This window comes from Alteromonas macleodii (assembly GCF_903772925.1).
GTDB lineage: Bacteria > Pseudomonadota > Gammaproteobacteria > Enterobacterales > Alteromonadaceae > Alteromonas > Alteromonas macleodii_A.
On sequence record NZ_LR812090.1, the window covers coordinates 1,550,182 to 1,568,838 of the forward strand.

Annotated in this window: 19 protein-coding genes; 10 read left to right on the forward strand and 9 right to left on the reverse strand. The window is 43.6% G+C overall.

The annotated features are described in order from the left end of the window. The first annotated feature begins 94 nt into the window (after positions 1-94). The 3 genes from PCAR9_RS06770 to PCAR9_RS06780 all read left to right on the forward strand — a co-directional run bounded on the left by PCAR9_RS06770 (position 95) and on the right by PCAR9_RS06780 (position 3,180). Positions 95-2,080: a methyl-accepting chemotaxis protein gene (locus PCAR9_RS06770; protein ID WP_179982943.1), complete on the forward strand. Its 1,986-nt coding sequence runs from the start codon at positions 95-97 to the stop codon at positions 2,078-2,080. Positions 2,081-2,141: 61 nt separating this feature from the next. Continuing rightward, on the forward strand, positions 2,142-2,681 hold the full coding sequence (locus PCAR9_RS06775) for an NUDIX domain-containing protein (protein ID WP_179982944.1): 540 nt from the start codon (positions 2,142-2,144) through the stop codon (positions 2,679-2,681). A 91-nt stretch (positions 2,682-2,772) separates the two neighbouring features. Next, positions 2,773-3,180 carry a DUF3224 domain-containing protein gene (locus tag PCAR9_RS06780; protein ID WP_179982945.1) on the forward strand — a complete coding sequence of 136 codons (408 nt, stop codon included), beginning with the start codon at positions 2,773-2,775 and terminating at the stop codon, positions 3,178-3,180. 110 nt (positions 3,181-3,290) lie between these two features. Here PCAR9_RS06780 and PCAR9_RS06785 read toward each other — a convergent pair whose 3' ends face one another. Further along, positions 3,291-3,740, reverse strand: a complete 450-nt coding sequence (locus PCAR9_RS06785; protein WP_179982946.1) for an Hsp20 family protein — start codon at positions 3,738-3,740, stop codon at positions 3,291-3,293. A 388-nt stretch (positions 3,741-4,128) separates the two neighbouring features. On the opposite strand from PCAR9_RS06785, the gene PCAR9_RS06790 reads away from it, so the two are divergent. Continuing rightward, the gene (locus tag PCAR9_RS06790; RefSeq protein ID WP_179982947.1) at positions 4,129-5,310 is read left to right on the forward strand and encodes an acetate kinase; all 1,182 of its coding nucleotides are present in this window, start codon (positions 4,129-4,131) and stop codon (positions 5,308-5,310) included. A 51-nt stretch (positions 5,311-5,361) separates the two neighbouring features. Beyond that, entirely contained in the window at positions 5,362-7,503 is a 2,142-nt protein-coding gene (gene pta / locus PCAR9_RS06795) for a phosphate acetyltransferase (protein ID WP_179982948.1), read from the forward strand. Positions 7,504-7,614: 111 nt separating this feature from the next. Here the strand turns inward: pta and PCAR9_RS06800 are convergent, their stop codons facing one another. The 6 genes from PCAR9_RS06800 to miaB form a co-directional block, all read right to left on the reverse strand. Continuing rightward, a complete protein-coding gene (locus PCAR9_RS06800) occupies positions 7,615-8,406 on the reverse strand; it encodes a hypothetical protein (protein ID WP_179982949.1) in 792 nt (263 codons plus the stop codon). Between the two features lie 168 nt (positions 8,407-8,574). After that, the gene (lnt, locus tag PCAR9_RS06805; RefSeq protein ID WP_179982950.1) at positions 8,575-10,080 is read right to left on the reverse strand and encodes an apolipoprotein N-acyltransferase; all 1,506 of its coding nucleotides are present in this window, start codon (positions 10,078-10,080) and stop codon (positions 8,575-8,577) included. Between the two features lie 103 nt (positions 10,081-10,183). Next, positions 10,184-11,041, reverse strand: a complete 858-nt coding sequence (gene corC, locus PCAR9_RS06810) for a CNNM family magnesium/cobalt transport protein CorC (RefSeq protein WP_179982951.1) — start codon at positions 11,039-11,041, stop codon at positions 10,184-10,186. A gap of 116 nt (positions 11,042-11,157) precedes the next feature. Then, positions 11,158-11,634 (reverse strand): rRNA maturation RNase YbeY, encoded by a 477-nt coding sequence (gene ybeY, locus PCAR9_RS06815; RefSeq protein WP_179982952.1) that lies wholly within the window; start codon positions 11,632-11,634, stop codon positions 11,158-11,160. Next, a complete protein-coding gene (locus PCAR9_RS06820) occupies positions 11,631-12,818 on the reverse strand; it encodes a PhoH family protein (RefSeq protein ID WP_232091134.1) in 1,188 nt (395 codons plus the stop codon). The genes ybeY and PCAR9_RS06820 overlap by 4 nt, the downstream gene beginning before the upstream one ends. Positions 12,819-12,848: 30 nt before the next feature. Beyond that, positions 12,849-14,282 carry a tRNA (N6-isopentenyl adenosine(37)-C2)-methylthiotransferase MiaB gene (gene miaB, locus PCAR9_RS06825; protein ID WP_179982953.1) on the reverse strand — a complete coding sequence of 478 codons (1,434 nt, stop codon included), beginning with the start codon at positions 14,280-14,282 and terminating at the stop codon, positions 12,849-12,851. A gap of 306 nt (positions 14,283-14,588) precedes the next feature. On the opposite strand from miaB, the gene PCAR9_RS06830 reads away from it, so the two are divergent. The 3 genes from PCAR9_RS06830 to PCAR9_RS06840 all read left to right on the forward strand — a co-directional run bounded on the left by PCAR9_RS06830 (position 14,589) and on the right by PCAR9_RS06840 (position 16,532). Next, complete coding sequence (locus PCAR9_RS06830; protein WP_179982954.1) at positions 14,589-15,788, forward strand: FAD-dependent monooxygenase; 1,200 nt, start codon at positions 14,589-14,591, stop codon at positions 15,786-15,788. Beyond that, positions 15,788-15,964, forward strand: a complete 177-nt coding sequence (locus PCAR9_RS06835) for a hypothetical protein (RefSeq protein WP_162889809.1) — start codon at positions 15,788-15,790, stop codon at positions 15,962-15,964. The genes PCAR9_RS06830 and PCAR9_RS06835 overlap by 1 nt, the downstream gene beginning before the upstream one ends. Positions 15,965-16,049: 85 nt before the next feature. Continuing rightward, a complete protein-coding gene (locus PCAR9_RS06840) occupies positions 16,050-16,532 on the forward strand; it encodes a hypothetical protein (RefSeq protein WP_179982955.1) in 483 nt (160 codons plus the stop codon). A gap of 77 nt (positions 16,533-16,609) precedes the next feature. Here PCAR9_RS06840 and PCAR9_RS06845 read toward each other — a convergent pair whose 3' ends face one another. After that, the gene (locus PCAR9_RS06845) at positions 16,610-17,200 is read right to left on the reverse strand and encodes a TetR/AcrR family transcriptional regulator (protein ID WP_179982956.1); all 591 of its coding nucleotides are present in this window, start codon (positions 17,198-17,200) and stop codon (positions 16,610-16,612) included. A 152-nt stretch (positions 17,201-17,352) separates the two neighbouring features. Here PCAR9_RS06845 and PCAR9_RS06850 point away from each other — a divergent pair, with 152 nt between their 5' ends. Beyond that, the gene (locus tag PCAR9_RS06850; RefSeq protein ID WP_179982957.1) at positions 17,353-17,904 is read left to right on the forward strand and encodes a carboxymuconolactone decarboxylase family protein; all 552 of its coding nucleotides are present in this window, start codon (positions 17,353-17,355) and stop codon (positions 17,902-17,904) included. A 159-nt stretch (positions 17,905-18,063) separates the two neighbouring features. Here the strand turns inward: PCAR9_RS06850 and PCAR9_RS06855 are convergent, their stop codons facing one another. Next, on the reverse strand, positions 18,064-18,273 hold the full coding sequence (locus PCAR9_RS06855; RefSeq protein ID WP_232091135.1) for a hypothetical protein: 210 nt from the start codon (positions 18,271-18,273) through the stop codon (positions 18,064-18,066). Positions 18,274-18,450: 177 nt separating this feature from the next. Between PCAR9_RS06855 and PCAR9_RS06860 the strand changes: the two genes are divergently transcribed. Beyond that, positions 18,451-18,621 carry a hypothetical protein gene (locus PCAR9_RS06860; protein ID WP_179982958.1) on the forward strand — a complete coding sequence of 57 codons (171 nt, stop codon included), beginning with the start codon at positions 18,451-18,453 and terminating at the stop codon, positions 18,619-18,621. Positions 18,622-18,657 lie beyond the last annotated feature (36 nt).

Consider the following 18,657-nt stretch of genomic DNA (forward strand, 5'->3'; position numbering starts at 1 on the left):
TTAGTTCTTATTAACGGGATCTTTTTACGCGCTCGCTAAGCGAAATCTATGTATGAGGTTCAGTATTTAAACGCTCGGAATGGAGGCCAAAGCCTTGACCATTTTCAATAGATTGTCCGTCGTACAGCTTACACTGTTAGGAACAGGCACCCTTTTCCTTTCTATAGCGTTTCTTGCATATAAAGATATTAGTCAACTTGTGAATAATATGTCAGCGGCAGAGCAAGACGAACGTATCGTCACATTGATAAGTGCTGTAGAACGAGTTGCCCATCATCATGCCGTCGAGCGTGGGCTCACCGCTGGTTATTTAGGCAACCCAAATGCAGATTCGAAACAAAAGGTCGTAAGTCAACGCAAGAAGGCGGATGAAGCTTTTCAAAACTTAAGAGCAATTTCTAATGAAAAGTGGCCAGAAGACTTAGGAATAGGCGTTATATTGCAGCCGCTTGTCGACGTCGAAACCAATAAAACTGCAATGCGGGAAACGGTCGACTCGTTAAATGGCGCCAAAGCGTTTAGCTATTACAGTGATTTGAACAAGCGAGCCTTAAACGCCGCTAATGCCTTCACGATTTTACTTAGCGATAAAAATGCTAAACAGTATTTACTTCAGGGGCTTACATTAGCTGGTCTAAAAGAAAGACTCGGACAACGCAGGGGAAAGATAAACGCTGTACTAGCCAAGCGAAGTATTAACCCTAATACGAAAATAGAGATTAACAGTTATACCGGCGATATTACTTATTTAAGTGAAAAGCTAACTCTCGGTTTAAACGGCGATTTCAAAACCGAATTCGCGAACGCCATGTCGTCTTCCACATCGACGCAGGTTGAGTCAATTGCTGCTAACGTAGTCGCGACGGATGTAAATTTCTCTTCCCTGCCAGCCAATAGCGAATGGTTCAAACTAGCAACAGCGCAAATAGGTCAAGTGGCAACGGTGCTTAGTAAGGTTTTTGATACAGCCAAACAAGAATCTTACAGTAATGTCGCCAGTGCTCAGTCTTCGTTAACGGCAATTATTATTATAATTGTCGTTGTGGCCTTATTTATCGCACTTATTTACAAAGTATTGATAGGCATTATCACCCAGCAACTAACCATATTGGTTTCTAACTTGGACAAGATTGCGCAAAAAGGTGATCTTACTATTGATGTATCGATGAGTACGAGTAACGAATTAGGGGAAATTTCTCGTTCTGTTAACACTACTATTTTGGCACTTCGTGACCTTATCAGAGGGTTAGGGCAGTCAATTGGCACCAGCACAAGGCTTTCCGGAAAATTAGAGTCGGCATGTGCAGAAATGTTAAGCGACGCGGGAAATACACAACAGCTTACAGCCAATATAGCGTCTGCGATTGAAGAGGTAGCGGTAACAAGTCGAGAAATTGCTAGCTCATCTTTGGATACCTTAAACGCAAGTAAAAAACTTGATGAACTAGCAGACCAATCACTAGCAGCGAATGACAATATACGAAATAGCATGACTGTGCTGTCAGAAGACATTCGGGGCGTTCAAACTAACGCGGCGCAGATGGAGCTAAAAGTAACCGAAATAAGCTCTATATTAGAGACCATTAACACCCTTTCAGATCAGACTAACTTACTGGCATTGAATGCTGCAATTGAGGCTGCGAGAGCGGGTGATCACGGAAGAGGATTTGCCGTTGTAGCTGACGAAGTGAGAAAGTTAGCGCAAAGCAGCCGAGAATCTTCAGATAAAATATCATCACTCTTAGTTAGCTTAAAAGAGGCGAGTGTTGTTGTCGTAAATGACATTAATAAAAACGTAAGCTCAATATCTACATCAATGGATACTACCGTTGAGGGGCGAGCTACCGCTGAGAAGGTAAAAGAAGCAGCAAGTGAACTTGAAGGTATGGCAAACAGCATGTCTTCTGCTGCTGAACAACAATCTGTCACTACCGAAGAGGTGGCTAAAGATGTTGTCTCTGTGGAAGAAGCTGCTCGACATGAACTCTACATTGCGGAGCAGTTGTCAGAGCTCTCTAATGAAATGCAGCAAAATAATGACTTACTGCAGCGCACCATTGATGGGTTCAAAGCAGATTAAGCATTTCCAACTGAATATTCTTTGCGTTATAAATAACTAAACGCAGAGATAAGGAAGGGTTTTGGAAGAAATTAAGACGTTGGATTCAAAAGTAGTTTATGAAAACAAATGGCTTCGCCTAAGAGAAGACAAAATAGTTCGCAGCAGCGGAAACGAAGGTATATATGGTGTGGTGGAAAAGCCGGACTTTGCCATTATTTTACCGATTGAAGGCGATACCGTGTATATGGTTGAGCAATACCGCTATACCATCAAAGAGCGACAGCTTGAGCTTCCCCAGGGTGCATGGGAGAGCAACCCCGACGCTGATCCAGTTCAGCTTGCAAAAGGTGAGCTTAAAGAAGAGACAGGCTTAACCGCTGAGTCAATGGAGTATGTTGGCTTCCAATATCTTGCATACGGCTTTTGTAATCAGGGGTACCATATTTACGTGGCTAAAGGGTTGACCCAAGGCGAACAAAAACTAGATGTTGAAGAAGAAGATTTACAGGTTGTTCCGCTTTCGTTAACTGTCTTGAAGGAAAAAATCATCAACGGAGAGATAAAGGATGCAAGTACCTGTAACGCAGTAGGTTTAGCCATGCTTAAAGGATTTATTTAAACGCGCTGTTACAATTCTTAGGCTGTCTTTTTTCTGCATAAGAGGTTAGGGTAGGTAAATCTACTATAACGCTAATATAAAAGAGATATTCATGACAATCGAAGGAAACTTCTCCATTACGCAATGGGATGAAGACACGCTGAGTGAAAGAGCAGAAGGAATTAAGGTATCTCAAGCCAGCATCAAACAGGTCTATTCAGGTGATATGAGTGGTGAATCGAGTGTTGAGTTTTTGATGTCTTATCAATCGCAAATGTCAGCTCAATTTACGGGTTTTGAAACTTTTGTCGGTGTGATAAACGGGTTGCGTGGTACGGTTACTTTTCAGCATAAAGGCAAGTTTGAAAACGGTGTTGCTAGTAGTGATTTCGAATCTATCAAAGATTCTGCAACCGGAGAGCTCACCGGCAAGGCCTTACAAGGCAGCTTTAAGTCTGGCGAGTCAGGTAAAGCTGATTACACGCTTGAAGTAAACGATGTCGAAACTGTTAATGGTTGAAGCTAAAACAAAATAAGCTAGCAATAGGCTTATCTGCAGCTTACAAAAGCAAAAAAAACGGCGCCGTAAGGCGCCGCTAAAAGTTGGGAAACAAACCAAGAAACTATGTATTAACTCTCAAGTAAACGAGAACCAATTTCTATTTGGCGAGGCTTCTTGGCTTCGGGAATGACTCGCTCCATATCGATGTGTAATAGACCATTTTCCATATCTGCAGCTAACACTTTTACATGGTCGCCAAGTTGGAATTTACGCTCAAAGTTACGTTCTGAGATGCCTTTATGTAAGAACTTACGTTCTTTACTGTCATTGTTTTCCGCTTCCGTTTTCTTGGTTCCAGTAATAGTTAATGTATTCTCTTCAACCTGAATTGATACATCGTCTTTACTAAAACCAGCAATCGCCATGGTTACTCTGTACTTGTCATCACCAAGCAGCTCGATGTTATACGGCGGATAGGTGCTCTGTTTCTCTGCACGAGAAGCTGCATCAATAAGTGATGCTAGGTGATCAGAACCAATGAATGAACGGTAAAGTGGAGATAGATCGATAGTACGCATAGTCATATCCTCAAAATTAAGCAATATGTTTAAAATTTAAATGCCCCGACTCTGCGGCGGCGGTTTCGTCGACCTGTCTGTTCAGCGCCGACAAATTATATATAGGAATGGCCCAAATACTTTTCAAGAAAGAAAGTTGAATTTTTTCAAAAATAGTTTCAATAAACCTCTAAGTTGCTGAAATTTATTGATTATTATAATGATAAAAATTTCAAAACAAGCGTGGATAAGCTTAATTAAGCGAAAGTTTGCCATAAAACCCTATATAAAATAGGTGTATGCGATAATTTTTATAAAACATTTAGCAATTGTTTAACCCCTCTAATTGTTTAGAAATGCTACAATTGGTTAAACAGAATGTCTTACCACTTTAATTGAAATTACAAAAATGAAAAAAGAAGTTATTGTTTTAAACTGTGGCAGCTCTTCAGTAAAGTTTGCCATTATCGACGCCGATACTGGCGAAGCTGGTCTCTCTGGCATTGCAGAAGCGTTGGGAAATAGTGATGCGAGTTTGTCCTTTAAGCTAAACGGTAAAAAAGAGAAGCAGGCATTGCCAGCAAAGGCAGGGCATACCGAGGCACTTAACGCTATCTCTGAAATTATTGCAAGCACAGGCGTGCAGCCTATTGCCATTGGCCACCGTGTTGTACACGGGGGGGAAAAGTTTAAAGGTGCAGCCCTTGTAGATGATAGCGTGCTCGAAGCAATCGAAGATTATGCGAGCATGGCACCGCTTCACAATATGGCTAATCTAAAAGGCATTGTGACCGCTCAAGCTGCGTATCCAGATTTGCCTCATGTCGTGGTATTTGATACTTCATTTTTTCAAACACTTCCTAAAAAAGCCTTTATCTATGCTTTACCGATGTCGCTTTATCGTGAGCATGGCATTAGACGCTATGGCTTCCATGGAACCAGCCATAAATTCATTCTCGATAGCATGGCGAAAATTCTTGAAAAACCAGTTTCAGACACAAGCATAATCAGTGCGCATTTAGGCAACGGTTGTAGCGTGTCCGCCATTGAAAAAGGGCAGGCGGTAGACACCAGCCTTGGCTTCATTCCTTTAGAAGGCTTGGTTATGGGCACGCGCTGTGGTGATTTAGATCCTAGCTTGCCAGGTACACTACAGAAAAAGCTTGGTAAAACCGCAGACGAAATTAGCGACCTGTTAAACAAACAGTCAGGTTTGCTAGGTATTTCAGAACTTAGCAACGACTGCAGAACCCTAGAAGATGCTGCCCTAGAAGGTCATGAAGGCGCCCTGTTGGCAATCGAAATTTTTTGTTACCGCTTGGCTAAATACATAGCGGGCTACATGGTAGCTGTGCCGACGCTAGATGCTATTGTCTTTACAGGTGGTATTGGAGAAAACTCGTCGCTTATTCGAGAGACCACAATGGGATATTTCGCTCACTTTGGTATTAGCCTTGATGAGCAAAGAAATATTGACGCGCGATTTGGGCAAGGCGGAAAAATTTCTACCGATACAGCATCAACCTCTGTTTATGTCGTACCTACTAATGAAGAATGGGTAATTGCAGCTGAAGCTGCGACCTTCGCGTAAAATCAAACTAGCAAGGCCAACGCTCGGACGTTGGCAATAGCAGGAGTAATTATGTCTCGCAGAATTATGTTGATCCCCGTGGGCACTAGTGTGGGCCTAACAACGGTCAGCATGGGTCTTGTTCGCGCAATAGAAGAACAAGGTATAAAGCTTAATTTTTTCAAGCCGGTGGCACAGCCTAGAAAGGGCGACAATGGGGAAGAGCGCTCTACGGCGATCATTGCTCACCACGCCAGTGTCTCGCCGATTGAGCCTTTCGAGCTTGATTACGTTGAGCGTATGATCAGTACCGACAATACTGATGAGCTATTAGAAGAAATTATTGAACGGTTTGAAGAAAAGAGCGTTCAAGAAGCGGTAACCGTCATAGAAGGGCTAGTGACCACGCGTCATCACCCCTATGCGGAGCGTTTAAACCTTGAAATTAGTCGTGCTCTTGATGCCGATATTGTTTTTGTGGCCGTGCCTGGCAACGAATCGACGACAGATATTAATCATCGCCTTGAAATTGTTGTAGACACCTATGGCGGTCATAAAAGTCAAAAAGTGGTTGGCTGCATCTTTAACAAGGTAAATGCGCCGTTTGATGAACATGGTCGACTTCGTGCCGATATCGGTGCAATAGAAGCGCCAGAGCACGACGAAGTGCGCACGCAGGCATTACGTGACTTGCCTATTTTCAAAAAAGGCTTAAGCCTTCTTGGTACGGTTGATTGGAGCGCAGATTTAGTGTCTCCCCGAGCTACCGACGTAGCAAAGCATCTTAACGCAACCTTGCTTAACGAGGGCGAGCTAGCAGAACGCAGATTAAGCAGCGTTACTTTCTGCGCGCGCGAAATTCACAACATGACGCATACCCTTAAACCGGGTGCGTTACTTGTGATGTCAGGCGATCGCGGTGATGTATTTGTGTCATGCTGTTTGGCTGCGCTAAACGGGACTAAGCTGGGCGCGCTATTACTTACAGGTGGCTACCAGCCCGATGAAAACATCATGGCACTATGTAGTCAAGCCATGGAAACCGGCCTGCCGGTCATGCTAGTAAATTCGAATACATGGCAAACAGCTCAAGCACTTCACGCATTCAACCAAGAAGTACCGGTTGATGACAGCCAGCGTATCGAAAAAGTGATGGTGCATACAGCGGAAAGCTTAGATGCAAGCTGGGTTAACTCACTAACGCAAAAAGTGTCTCGCCAGAAGAAGCTGTCTCCATCGGCGTTCCGTTTCTACCTTACTAACCGCGCAAGACAGGTTAACAAGCGTGTTGTGCTGCCAGAAGGTAATGAGCCTAGAACCGTTGTGGCTGCATCAATCTGTGCAAAACGTGGTTTAGCACGACCTGTTCTTATTGGTGATGAAACAGAGATTCGCCGAGTAGCAGAACAACAGGGTGTAGTATTGAGCGATGGCGTAGAAATCGTTTCTCCGAGTGAAATAAAAGATAACTATGTTGAAGGTTTAGTGGCTCTTCGCGGCCACAAAGGCGTTACTGAAGTGGTTGCAAAAGAGTTACTGGAAGATAACGTGACTTTAGGCACAATGATGCTTCAGCAAGATGACGTAGATGGCCTAGTCTCTGGCGCAGTAAATACCACTGCAAACACTATTCGCCCAGCGCTTCAGTTAATTAAAACAGCGGAAAATGCATCACTAGTATCGTCAGTATTTTTTATGCTGTTGCCTGACCAAGTTTTGGTTTACGGCGACTGCGCCATTAACCCTGACCCTAATGCTCAGCAACTAGCCGACATAGCTATACAGTCTGCGGAATCGGCGCAAATGTTTGGCATTGAACCACGGGTAGCTATGATAAGTTACAGTACTGGCTCGTCAGGTGCAGGTAGCGATGTAGAGAAAGTGCGTGAGGCAACTAAGATTGCACAAGAGCTACGCCCTGATTTACTTATTGATGGTCCACTTCAATACGATGCAGCGGCTATCGAAAGTGTGGGCAAGAGCAAGGCACCAAATAGCCCTGTTGCTGGTAAGGCAAACGTGTTTGTTTTTCCTGACCTCAATACCGGAAATACCACTTATAAAGCGGTACAGCGTAGCTTCGACTTAGTGTGTATTGGCCCAATGCTGCAAGGCATGCGAAAGCCCGTTAACGATTTAAGTCGCGGTGCATTGGTTGACGATATTGTATTTACAATTGCGCTTACTGCAATACAAGCTGCAGGCAATGTATAACGTGCAATTTAACGGGGTAAACTACCTGTCAGTGGTAAGGTAGTTACTGCTAATAAAAACGGCGCTACTTCAAATGAAGTTAGCGCCGTTTTTTGCGCTTTTGGTTGTATTTTACTCACCCCTCAGCTTGTCATTTTTGAGGGGGATACTGTTATTATTTGTATCTCTGGCATTTATGATTACAAAAGCCTCATTGATAAAATCTAAAGTAATCTTGACCCTTCCGTTTTGATTTCCATTTTTTAGTGCTTCTGGAGATGTGTAAAAGATTGCGTTTAAGTCCAGGTCTAAATCTTTACCATTTGGTAATTCAACGGCTTGTAGAGATGAGTCCAAAATCGCTAAAACATCTTTTTTCGCTCCACCAATAAACCAGTCATAGACATCGTTTCGTTGGTAGCTAGCTGACAAAAATTCGTAGGGAGAACCTTTGACCAAAATGACGCCCTTAGAGACATAGCCAGATTTATTGTCGAAAGTATTAAGAGAATATTGTGGGTGAGTCGGAGATATTATGTGAGTTTTACTATCTAAAGATGAGTCGTATAGCTGGTAAGAAAAGTTAGCGATATAGGCACCGAGTGCATCTCTGAAGCGAAAGTAGAGATCTATGTCGCGTTGTTCATTAGTTGAAAAACTAACAGGGGTGGAGTTTGTAACTGGTTCTCCATCGCCATCAATTTCTAAACTAGTGCGAAATTTATGTGCGGTCGCATTCCTGAAGTTTACAACGGCTATATTGCTTGAGCCGACTCTTTTCTGGCTCAGTTCTGCTGTCCGTTTCATATCGTCATAGGTACACCCATTACATGGGGTAAGTTTAATAGTAGCACTGGCTTCATAGCTGACGAGTGTAGCCGCAATAACTACAATTACTGTAAATAATATAGCCTTAAGATTCATAGCGTCTCCTTCAATTCCTTGGATAGACGAATTCTTTGAGGTTAAAACGATTCTTTCGCGAAATTAGTATCGCAAGCTCGCACCTTCTGATTTTTTAAGTAATACAAGTTGGATAGGTCCTACATTGGCATAGCATAAACATTGTTTCAACCCGCTGCTATTGAGCAATCAGCGCTGCCTGCGTTTAATTAAGACCGCGCAAACAAACAGCAGACTAACAATAAACCAAACGCCTAGCTCTTGAAGATGGTAATACGGTGTAAACCCTCTGGTTGCGACAACTGGCGCCGAAATATTACCTGCCATGAATTGAGGTAGCCGAGCAGTTATTTCGCCTCTGTGGTCTATAAAAGCCGTAATACCATTATTTGTCGCTCTAACGACAGGGCGGCCTAACTCAAGGGCGCGCATTTGCGCAATCTGCAGATGCTGTGCAGGGCCGTGAGAATGTCCAAACCACGCATCGTTACTTACTGTAATGATCATGTCGGTATCTTCATATACGTTTGCCATAACTTGATGAGGGAACGCAATTTCAAAACAGATAGCGGGCGCTAGGCGAATGCCATTCGCTTCAAGATTAGCTTGCTGATAATCACCACGAGAGAATGACGACATAGGCAAGTCGAATAGAGGGGCGAGGGGGCGAAGCCAGTCTTCAAAAGGTACGAATTCGCCTACGGGCAATAGATGATGTTTCGAAAAGCGGTTATTGTGGAAATATTGGTAATCAGGGTACGTAGCATCTGGCGTGCGTTTACCGAGCACAATTAGGTTGTTCCACGCTTCATCAGTTTCCCAGTTATAGTTAACAATACCAGTAATAAGCGCGGTGTTTTCTTTAAAAGCTCTTTCGTTAACTTTGGCAAGATAAGGTTGGGCTAAAGGCTCAAGCTTGGGAACGGCCGCTTCTGGCCAAATAATTAGGTCGTTACCCCATAGGCTTTCGGTTAGCTTCCAGTAGGTGTCCATAGTAGGGCCATCTTGCTCTGGCACCCATCGCAGACTTTGCGCGATATTGCCCTGCGCCATGCCTACTGAGTAGGTTTTTTGGGGGGCAACCCAAGTATGTTGTTTAAGAAGGTAGCCACTGGTAAATAAGCACAGCGCCACTAGCATTGCGTTGGCGAAAGTTCGCTTATCGTGAATCAGTGCAAATAGGGTAGCGCTAATAACGATAAGCGCGCTTATACCAGTTTCCCCAATAATAGGCGCAAAACCAGACAGTGGACTTTCTAGCTGGCTATAGCCTAATGATAACCACGGAAAGCCACTTAGCATCCAGCTTCGCAACCACTCGGCCACAACCCAGAAAAAAGGCAGTGCCATGGGCCACAATTGGGGAGAGAAATACCTGGCAGTGAATTTGGTAGCAAGCGCTGGGTATAGCGCCAAATATCCACAAAGCAATGCCATTAAGGCAATGGAGCCGATAAGAGGTAGCCCACCAAAGTCGGCGATACTTACGTGTACCCAGCTTATGCCAGCGCCAAACCAGCCTGCACCAAATAACCATCCAGCTAGAAAGGGCCGATGCTTCAGCTTGATAACTTGACGTATAGCAAGTGCGAGGGCAGGTATAGTTAAAAGCCACATATTAAATGGGGCAAAAGCCAGCGTTAAACTTGCGCCGCTTAACACAAGAAGAAAATGGGGGATAAACCGTTTCAGCATAGAAGTCATCTGATGGTGGTTGATAGGTTTTGTTTTACACTGGGGAAGCGCTTAAAAATACGCGCTACCCTGTGCTGAAATAAACGTTATTGTGACGACGTCTCTATTCCAATGAAGGCACTGAAACCTTAAGTTGAATAAGTCGGCGCTTATCAGAGTTAGTCACTTTAAACTGAACATCGCCAATGGTGATTTCATCATTGGTTTCAGGCATATGACCAAACGCTTTAAGCACAATACCACCAATGGTATCGGCTTCTTCTTCGCTAAATTTGGTTTCAAAAAACTCGTTAAAGTCATCCACTGGAGTTAACGCTTTAACTGAGTATGTCGATTTGTTTAATGGGCGAATATCGTCGGTACCGTCTTCTTCGGTATCGTACTCATCTTCAATTTCACCCACGATAATCTCTAGAATATCTTCGATAGTCACCAAGCCAGATACACCGCCATATTCGTCTACAACAATGGCCATGTGATAGCGCTGCTGACGGAACTCTTTAAGTAGAACGTCTACTCGTTTGCTCTCTGGAACGATAACCGCTGGGCGAAGAATATCGCGAAGGTTGAATTCTTTTTCTGCATTGAAGGCAAAGGCAAGCAGGTCTTTTGCAAGCAAAATACCTTCGATATGGTCTTTATCTTCACTTATAACAGGAAAACGTGAGTGGGCAGATTCAAGCATCACCGGTAGAAATTCTTCTACTTTTTGCTCTACATCTATGGTGGTCATTTGAGCGCGAGGGATCATGATATCCCTCACTCGCATTTCATTTACCCCAATTACCCCTTCAATCATTTCGCGGGTTTGTGGGTCTATGATGTCGTTTTGTTCAGCATCAGTAATAACCGATACTAACTCTTCTTTACTTTTCGGCTCGCCAGAAATCGAATTTTTTAGTTTATCTAACCAACTCTTGCCTGATGAGCCGTTGGTAGAGTGAGGATTATCGTCGCTCATAATGTCCGTTTAATTGTTAGGTCAACGCCAACGTTAAAATGGTTCGTGCTGGTCGTCAATGTTTTATTGTTATTAAGTGTTAATTTACTTATATAACAGATGGTTATGGTTATTTGTTAATCGTTGACTTCATAAGGGTTATCTATGCCAAGGCTAGCTAGAATATCAATTTCTTTGCTTTCCATTTCCTCGGCATCTGCATCGTCAATATGGTCATAACCCATTAAATGCAATAGCCCGTGAACCGTCATGTGCGTGTAGTGATCGCTCACTCTCTTTTGCTGCTCTTCAGCTTCACGGCTAATAACAGGGGCACAAATAACTAAGTCGCCTAATAAGTTGATTTCAATGCCGGGCGGCGCTTCGAAGGGAAAGGATAGCACGTTTGTCGGTTTATCTTTGCCTCGGTATTCATGGTTGAGGCTTTGGCTTTCTGCTTCGTCGGTAAAGCGAATGGTGACTTCTTGCTCGTTCAAACCTTCATACTTGAGAACAGCATTAGCCCAAAGTTCAAGTTCTGAAGATGACGGAATGGCTGATAAGATAGCCTCGTCACCTTCAAATGCTTGTTGTACATCAATAATGGCTGTCACGATGTGCTGTCGTCTTTTGTTCGAGCATCGTTTGATTGCTCATGATTGTTGCCGTCAGTTAGCTCAGGGCTATTATTGCTAGTTGGCTCAAGGCTATTATTACTAGTTGGCTCAAGGCTGTTGTCAGTACTAGGCTCAAGGCTGTGCGCTGATTGTTCACGCTGAACACGCAACGCTTCTTCTTTTTTCGCTTTGCGAATACGCTCTTGCTCAGCGTCATGCACTTCGTAAGCTCTTACAATACGCGCAACCACAGGGTGGCGAACCACGTCTTCAGCATGGAAGAAGTTGAAAGAAATGTCATTTACTTCGCTCAATACCTCGATGGCGTGGCGAAGGCCTGATTTGGCACCGCGAGGTAGGTCTACCTGCGTGATATCACCAGTAATCACCGCTTTCGAATTAAAGCCAATACGGGTTAAGAACATTTTCATTTGCTCTACCGTGGTATTCTGGCTTTCATCCAAAATGATAAACGCGTCGTTTAGCGTACGACCACGCATGTAGGCTAACGGCGCAACTTCAATAACATTGCGCTCCATAAGCTTTTCAACTTTCTCGAAGCCAAGCATTTCAAATAGGGCGTCGTAAAGCGGTCGCAAGTAAGGGTCTACTTTTTGCGAAAGATCGCCAGGCAAGAAACCAAGCTTTTCACCTGCTTCAACCGCGGGGCGGGTAAGCAAGATTCGGCGAATTTCTTGGCGCTCAAGCGCATCGACAGCAGCGGCAACAGCAAGGTAAGTTTTACCTGTTCCGGCAGGCCCAATACCAAAAGCAATATCGTGGTTAACAATGTTTGCCACATACTGCGCTTGGTTTGGGTTACGCGGCTTTATTACACCGCGCTTAGTTTTAATATTGATCTCTTTGCCATAACCGCCCGTTGCGTCTTTTTCAATAACGCGGGCTTCTTGAATGGCAAGATGAACTTGCTCTGCTTCTAGCTCAGGAATACGACCCTTGATAGGTTGTGTTTCTATATAAAGAAGCTTAAGTAATTCGCTAGCACTTTTTATTTGCTGCGGTTCACCCAACACCTTGAACGCGTTATTTCGGTAGGTAATTTCTACACCCAGCCTGCGCTCAATTTGTTTAATGTTGTCATCAAAGGGGCCACATAAACTCGACAAACGTTTGCTATCTGCCGGTTCTAAATCAAATTCGTTACTAACCAATGTACTCAAGCTACTCTTTTCCTCGCTATAAAATTGTTTTTAGGCTGGGTTAAATTGACCCACGCCAAGCTCATTAGGCATATCAGCCTGATGCTTTGCCATGATAGATTGGGGCGAAACTGCAACACGCAAGCCCATTTCACTTTCTCTGCGCACAACTTCACCACGTAGTGAGTTGGTAAATACGTCTGTGATGTTTACATCAACGAATTCGCCAATCATATCTGGTGTGCCTTCAAAGTTTACTACGCGGTTGTTTTCAGTACGTCCAGAAAGCTCCATTGGGTTTTTCTTAGACGGGCCTTCAACCAAAATTCGCTGCTCAGTGCCAACCATGTGACGCGCAATACGAAGTGCTTGCTGCGTAATACGCTGCTGTAGTAAGTGAAGACGTTGCTTCTTAGTTTCTTCACTTACATCATCTACTGCATCGGCAGCAGGTGTACCAGGGCGAGCACTGTAAATAAAGCTGAAGCTAAGGTCATAATCCACGGCCTGAATCAAATCCATAGTAGCTTCAAAGTCGGCATCGGTCTCACCAGGGAAGCCAATAATGAAGTCGCTCGACAAACTAATGTTTGGGCGAATTTTTTTCAGCTTACGCATTTTCGACTTGTATTCAATTGCCGTATGGCCACGCTTCATCAGGTTCAAAATACGGTCAGAACCGCTTTGAACAGGTAAGTGAAGGTGGTCTACTAACTCAGGAATAGACGCGTATGCTTCAATGATATCGTCAGTAAACTCAACCGGGTGAGATGTGGTGTAACGAATACGGTCGATGCCATCAATAGCAGCTACTAGCTCTAGTAACTCAGAGAAACGACAAATTGTGCCGTCGTAATTGTCACCGCGATACGCGTTAACGTTTTGACCTAGAAGATTCACTTCACGTACGCCTTGGCCCGCAAGTTGTGCAATTTCAAGCAATACGTCGTCAACAGGGCGGCTTACTTCTTCACCACGGGTGTAAGGTACTACGCAGAACGTACAGTATTTTGAACAGCCTTCCATAATCGAAACGAATGCCGTTGGGCCTTCAGCACGTGGCTCAGGCAGGCGATCAAACTTTTCAATTTCAGGGAAGCTCACGTCAATCACTGACTTTGCGCCGCCTTGAAGTTCGTTGATCATTTCAGGCAAACGGTGCAGTGTTTGAGGGCCAAATACCAAGTCTACGAACGGCGCACGCTGGCGTATGGTGTCGCCTTCTTGTGAAGCCACACAGCCACCTACGCCAATAATAAGTTCAGGCTTGTCTTGCTTCAACGTCTTCCAGCGACCAAGTTGATGGAAAACCTTCTCTTGCGCCTTTTCGCGAATAGAGCAGGTGTTAAGCAAAATAACGTCGGCTTCTTCAGCACTTTGTGCAGCGCTAAAGCCATGCGTTGAGTCTAGTAAGTCTGCCATTTTTTCCGAGTCGTACTCGTTCATTTGGCAGCCCCAGGTTTTGATATACAGCTTTTTAGTCATAACAACTATTCGATAACCTGTTAGTGTTCCTGTAAGTGAATGCAGAATCACCTTGGTTCAGTTAAGGTGTCTGCCAGAATGTTATTCTGCATAGGGCATCTAAAGCGCCCATGCAAAAAGCATCGGAAATGTCAGTTACAGGAAGATGTTCAAAATAGCCGCATATTTTACCTGTTATGTAGGCATATTCCCAGTGTCTTACGACGATTCGTGAAGAATTGATCTAAGCCAAGCCTGTTCTACGTTTTACTTCACAGCGCTTTGTGTTTTAAGACATAATGCAAGTGCGTGTTTTAAGGAGAGTAAATGGTCGATTTTTGTATAAATGGCGGCGGTATGGTGGGTGCAGCTCTTGCCCTAGGTTTGGCCCAACAGCAGTTTAAAGTAGCGGTAATCGAGCCTTATTTACCTGCAACATATAAAGCTGAAGACGGCCCGGACTTGCGGGTATCGGCCATAAGCGAGGCGTCGGTTACCCTATTAAAAGCATTGGGAGCGTGGGACCATATTGCTGCCATGCGCGTGAAACCCTACACAGGTTTAAGTGTATGGGACCACCCGTCTCATCGAACAGATTTTACCGCACAAAGTATCGACATGCCTCAGCTGGGTTTCTTTGTAGAAAATCGATTGTTGCAACTAGGTTGCCATGAAGCACTAAAGCAGTATGACAATGTAGAGCTTATTAGTGGCCATACAGTGCAAGACATTCAGTTAGCCAATACTGCTACCATTAAACTATCTAATGGCAGAACCATTGAAGCCAAATGGCTTGTTGGCGCAGACGGTGCAAACTCTCAGGTAAGAAAGGCGGCCGGTATTGGCACCACAGGTTGGCAGTATGCCCAACAGGCAATGGGTATAACAATCAAAATGGAAAAGCCTGTAGAGCCTGTGACTTGGCAGCAATTTACCTCAAGTGGCCCAAAAGCGTTTTTGCCTATGTTCGACAATTATGCCTCGCTTGTGTGGTACGACTCGCCCGATGAACTAAAACGTATAAAAAGTTTAAAAGCGAGCCAACTTGAAAGTGAAATCCTTAAAACGTTTCCGGATGAACTCACTAAAAATGACAACAGCTTTTTTGTTGTAGATAAAGCGGTTTTTCCGCTTACCCGTTCTCATGCGAATCACTATGTTAAGGACTGCTGTGTGTTAATTGGCGATGCAGCGCACACCATTAACCCATTGGCGGGGCAGGGTGTGAATTTAGGTTTTAAAGATATAGAGGCGTTTTTATCTGTTACCGCTAAGGTTAATTCTTGTCACAGCACTGGAGAATTGTCGCTTACGGATAAACGATTCTTGCAAATGCTCGCTAACGACTATGAAAGGCCACGAAAGCGAGATAACTTGGTAATGATGAGCGCAATGGATGGGTTCTATACCTTGTTTAGTAACGATATTGCCCCCATTAAATGGGTAAGAAACCAGCTGCTTTCTGTGGCGCAGCGCATGGAGCCTGCTAAACAACAAGTGCTTAAATATGCGATAGGGTTACGATAATGGAAGTATTAATTTTACTGGCAGTATTGTTCGGTGCACTGGCACTGATTATACCGCTAATAGAGCGCTCTAAAATGCGTATCAGTAATGAAGATGCCGCTAAATGGGCGAAGTGGATTTGGCCTTTAATGGGAATATTGCTTGTCGCGCAATTACTGCGTTTGCTCTTCTCCTAAAAGCTTTTGCTTAGGTTTTGAAAAGTCGCAAAATCTTGTTATTTGTTTAAGCTAACTCTATTCATAATTAAAAAGGTTCAAAGGAATGACCATACAGTTTTCGCAGGGGTTCTCTAATCAATGTCCGTTAGTTAGTTTAAAAGGCTATAGTCTCTACTATATTTGGCAAGGGCACCCATCAGAAGAAGGCGAAAAACATTTTTATCAGTTAAAAAGTAAACCTGACCCCGAGAAGGTTGAGGTGATGTCTGCTTGCTGGGATGGATACACAGGGAGTTACCAGTTGAGTGCGGAAGGAAAACTTATTCTCACTAAGTTTTATTATTTTCTTCCAGACGGTTTGGGGGAGTCGGATGCCTTACTTGAGGAGCTGCAAGGCGACTTTTACTTAGAGTTTAGAACCCACTTTGAAGGTGACCAGTTATACGTGCCTTTTACTGATGGTAAAGTAATTGTTGACCAAGAACAGTGGGTTGAAATAAAGCGAACCCGTCTTGACTCAAAAGCTAGCAACAATAACTTTTTCGTTTGGATAAAGAGAGTCATACCGAGGCGTTTGTTTAATTAAGCCATATTCTATGCAACTGCCTTTAAAGCACTCATTGTGAAAATACGCTGTTTCAGCCCTTTCAGCTGTAATCTACATTAATGCGTTTTTTGCGGCCATTGCCCTTTTAAATCGATCATTACTTTGTCGATCATCTGCATAGTTGCTGTGTTTTCATCTTGCATAAGGGCGAACGCACGTAAACCTACGAATTGATTCTGAAGCCACTCTGCGGCCAGTTTCGTTGGCGTATATTCGGGCAGTTCACCGTTTTCTATACAGGCTTCTATAATATCTCTGAAACCAGCCTTAAGGGTTTGCATGCTTTCAAGTACGGCTTTTTTTGCCACCTCACCAATGATATCTAGTTCTGCAATAGACTTTACTAGCAAGCACTGGCGCATATAGCGCTGTTCATTAGGGCCAGTTAGTGCCGTTTCAAAAAAGCTATAAAGCGCATTTAAAGGCGATTCGGCCTGTGCTACTTGCTTTAACCGCGCTGCGCTATTTTGCGCATATTGTTCAACAACAAGCTTGAATAAACCTTCTTTACTTTGAAAGCGAGCGTAGATACTGCCGGGGCGCATATCTAACGCTTGTTGAATATCGCGCATACCCGCAGCATGAAAGCCTCGTTGCCAAAAAAGCGTAGTGGCTTTTTCAATAATGTCATCGTGATCATATTTCATAGCTGCATACCTTATGCGTGAATATTTTGAACATGTGTTCAATTATCGCTTGAACGATCGTTCAAGTAAACATATTATTGATCCCACATCAAAGAGGTAAGGGTAATCAAAAGGGTTACTTTAATTTCTAGTCACATCAATAGGAGAGTGATATGAGCGATTTTAAATTACATACAAAAGACACAGCGCCAGAGGCGGCAAAGCCACTAATCGATAATTCGGTTAGCGCATTCGGTATGCTTCCTAACCTACATGCAGTAATGGCAGAAGCGCCAACGTTGCTTGAAGGTTATCAAGTACTACACAAGCTAGCCCAAGAAACCTCGTTTAACGCTGAAGAACTAACAGTAGTTTGGCAGGCAGTAAACGTAGAACATGCATGTCATTACTGTGTACCTGCGCATACTGGCATTGCTAAAAGCATGAAAGTAAGTGATGACTTAATAGAAGAGCTACGCAACGATGAAACATTGTCTGATAGCAAATTAAATACGCTAAAAGAGACCGTACTTGCCGTAACTCGCGGTCGCGGCAATGTTGATAGTGCGCAGCTAGATGCGTTTTACAGTGCAGGCTATAAGCACCAGCAACTACTTGAAATTATTCTTATTTTGGCGCAAAAAGTGATGAGTAACTATACAAACCACTTAGCCGAAACACCGGTTGATGAGCCGTTCAAGCAATTCGAATGGTCACCTAAATAAGCGTAGTACGCGAACGATTGAAAACGGAAGCCTAGCTTCCGTTTTTCGTTTTTGGAGATGGGCAGAAGAGCTAGCGGAAACGCTCAATTATCTGCGCACTTAATAATGGTTCAGACTCATACCGTAAACAGGAATGCTAAGTGCATCGAAAACAATGGTTTAAGACGCCAAGGGTAGCTGGGGGCTCAACTCTTCTACAGTTTCACTCGCGATTAACGCTTCATAACCTTTCTGCTGCAACAGTGCTTTCAAGTCATCACAATTATCACATTTGTTTTGCTTTGCAATAGCAACCGCTTCAATGAAACAAGATAGGTGAGTTATCGATTGTGCTTGTGTCATGTCTACTTCACTTCTGATTTTTTGCATTAGTTGACGTTACTTTCATAACAGAACTATGTCCTAGCCTAAAGTCACTATTGTGACAACGTTATGACGCTTTTATGAAAAATCTAACGAAAAAGTTCAAAATCTCTTGAAATGTATATACATAGGCTATACATTTTTAATTCGGATAATGTAGTTTACTTTTAGCGCAGGTCGTAAATGTCTGAGAAAAATAACAAAAAGAAGAAAAAGAATAGTCAGATGATTATTCGTATTAACGACGAAGAGCGGGCGCAATTTATCGCGTTATGCGACGAGATGGACACGTCAGCTGCTCGCGAAGTTAGGCATTTTATTCGAGAATTTATCGCTAAGCATGGCGATAAATAACGGCGTTACCAAATGACATTTGTGTAAGGTCAACAC

What these genes read in the sequence shown, in the direction of transcription:
- PCAR9_RS06780 (WP_179982945.1), top strand. Translation starts at nt 2,773, where the DNA reads ATGACAATCGAAGGAAACTTCTCCATTACGCAATGGGATGAAGACACG.
- PCAR9_RS06785 (WP_179982946.1), bottom strand. Translation starts at nt 3,740, where the DNA reads ATGCGTACTATCGATCTATCTCCACTTTACCGTTCATTCATTGGTTCT.
- PCAR9_RS06790 (WP_179982947.1), top strand. Translation starts at nt 4,129, where the DNA reads ATGAAAAAAGAAGTTATTGTTTTAAACTGTGGCAGCTCTTCAGTAAAG.
- pta (WP_179982948.1), top strand. Translation starts at nt 5,362, where the DNA reads ATGTCTCGCAGAATTATGTTGATCCCCGTGGGCACTAGTGTGGGCCTA.
- PCAR9_RS06800 (WP_179982949.1), bottom strand. Translation starts at nt 8,406, where the DNA reads ATGAATCTTAAGGCTATATTATTTACAGTAATTGTAGTTATTGCGGCT.
- lnt (WP_179982950.1), bottom strand. Translation starts at nt 10,080, where the DNA reads ATGCTGAAACGGTTTATCCCCCATTTTCTTCTTGTGTTAAGCGGCGCA.
- corC (WP_179982951.1), bottom strand. Translation starts at nt 11,041, where the DNA reads ATGAGCGACGATAATCCTCACTCTACCAACGGCTCATCAGGCAAGAGT.
- miaB (WP_179982953.1), bottom strand. Translation starts at nt 14,282, where the DNA reads ATGACTAAAAAGCTGTATATCAAAACCTGGGGCTGCCAAATGAACGAG.
- PCAR9_RS06830 (WP_179982954.1), top strand. Translation starts at nt 14,589, where the DNA reads ATGGTCGATTTTTGTATAAATGGCGGCGGTATGGTGGGTGCAGCTCTT.
- PCAR9_RS06835 (WP_162889809.1), top strand. Translation starts at nt 15,788, where the DNA reads ATGGAAGTATTAATTTTACTGGCAGTATTGTTCGGTGCACTGGCACTG.
- PCAR9_RS06840 (WP_179982955.1), top strand. Translation starts at nt 16,050, where the DNA reads ATGACCATACAGTTTTCGCAGGGGTTCTCTAATCAATGTCCGTTAGTT.
- PCAR9_RS06845 (WP_179982956.1), bottom strand. Translation starts at nt 17,200, where the DNA reads ATGAAATATGATCACGATGACATTATTGAAAAAGCCACTACGCTTTTT.
- PCAR9_RS06850 (WP_179982957.1), top strand. Translation starts at nt 17,353, where the DNA reads ATGAGCGATTTTAAATTACATACAAAAGACACAGCGCCAGAGGCGGCA.
- PCAR9_RS06855 (WP_232091135.1), bottom strand. Translation starts at nt 18,273, where the DNA reads ATGCAAAAAATCAGAAGTGAAGTAGACATGACACAAGCACAATCGATA.
- PCAR9_RS06860 (WP_179982958.1), top strand. Translation starts at nt 18,451, where the DNA reads ATGTCTGAGAAAAATAACAAAAAGAAGAAAAAGAATAGTCAGATGATT.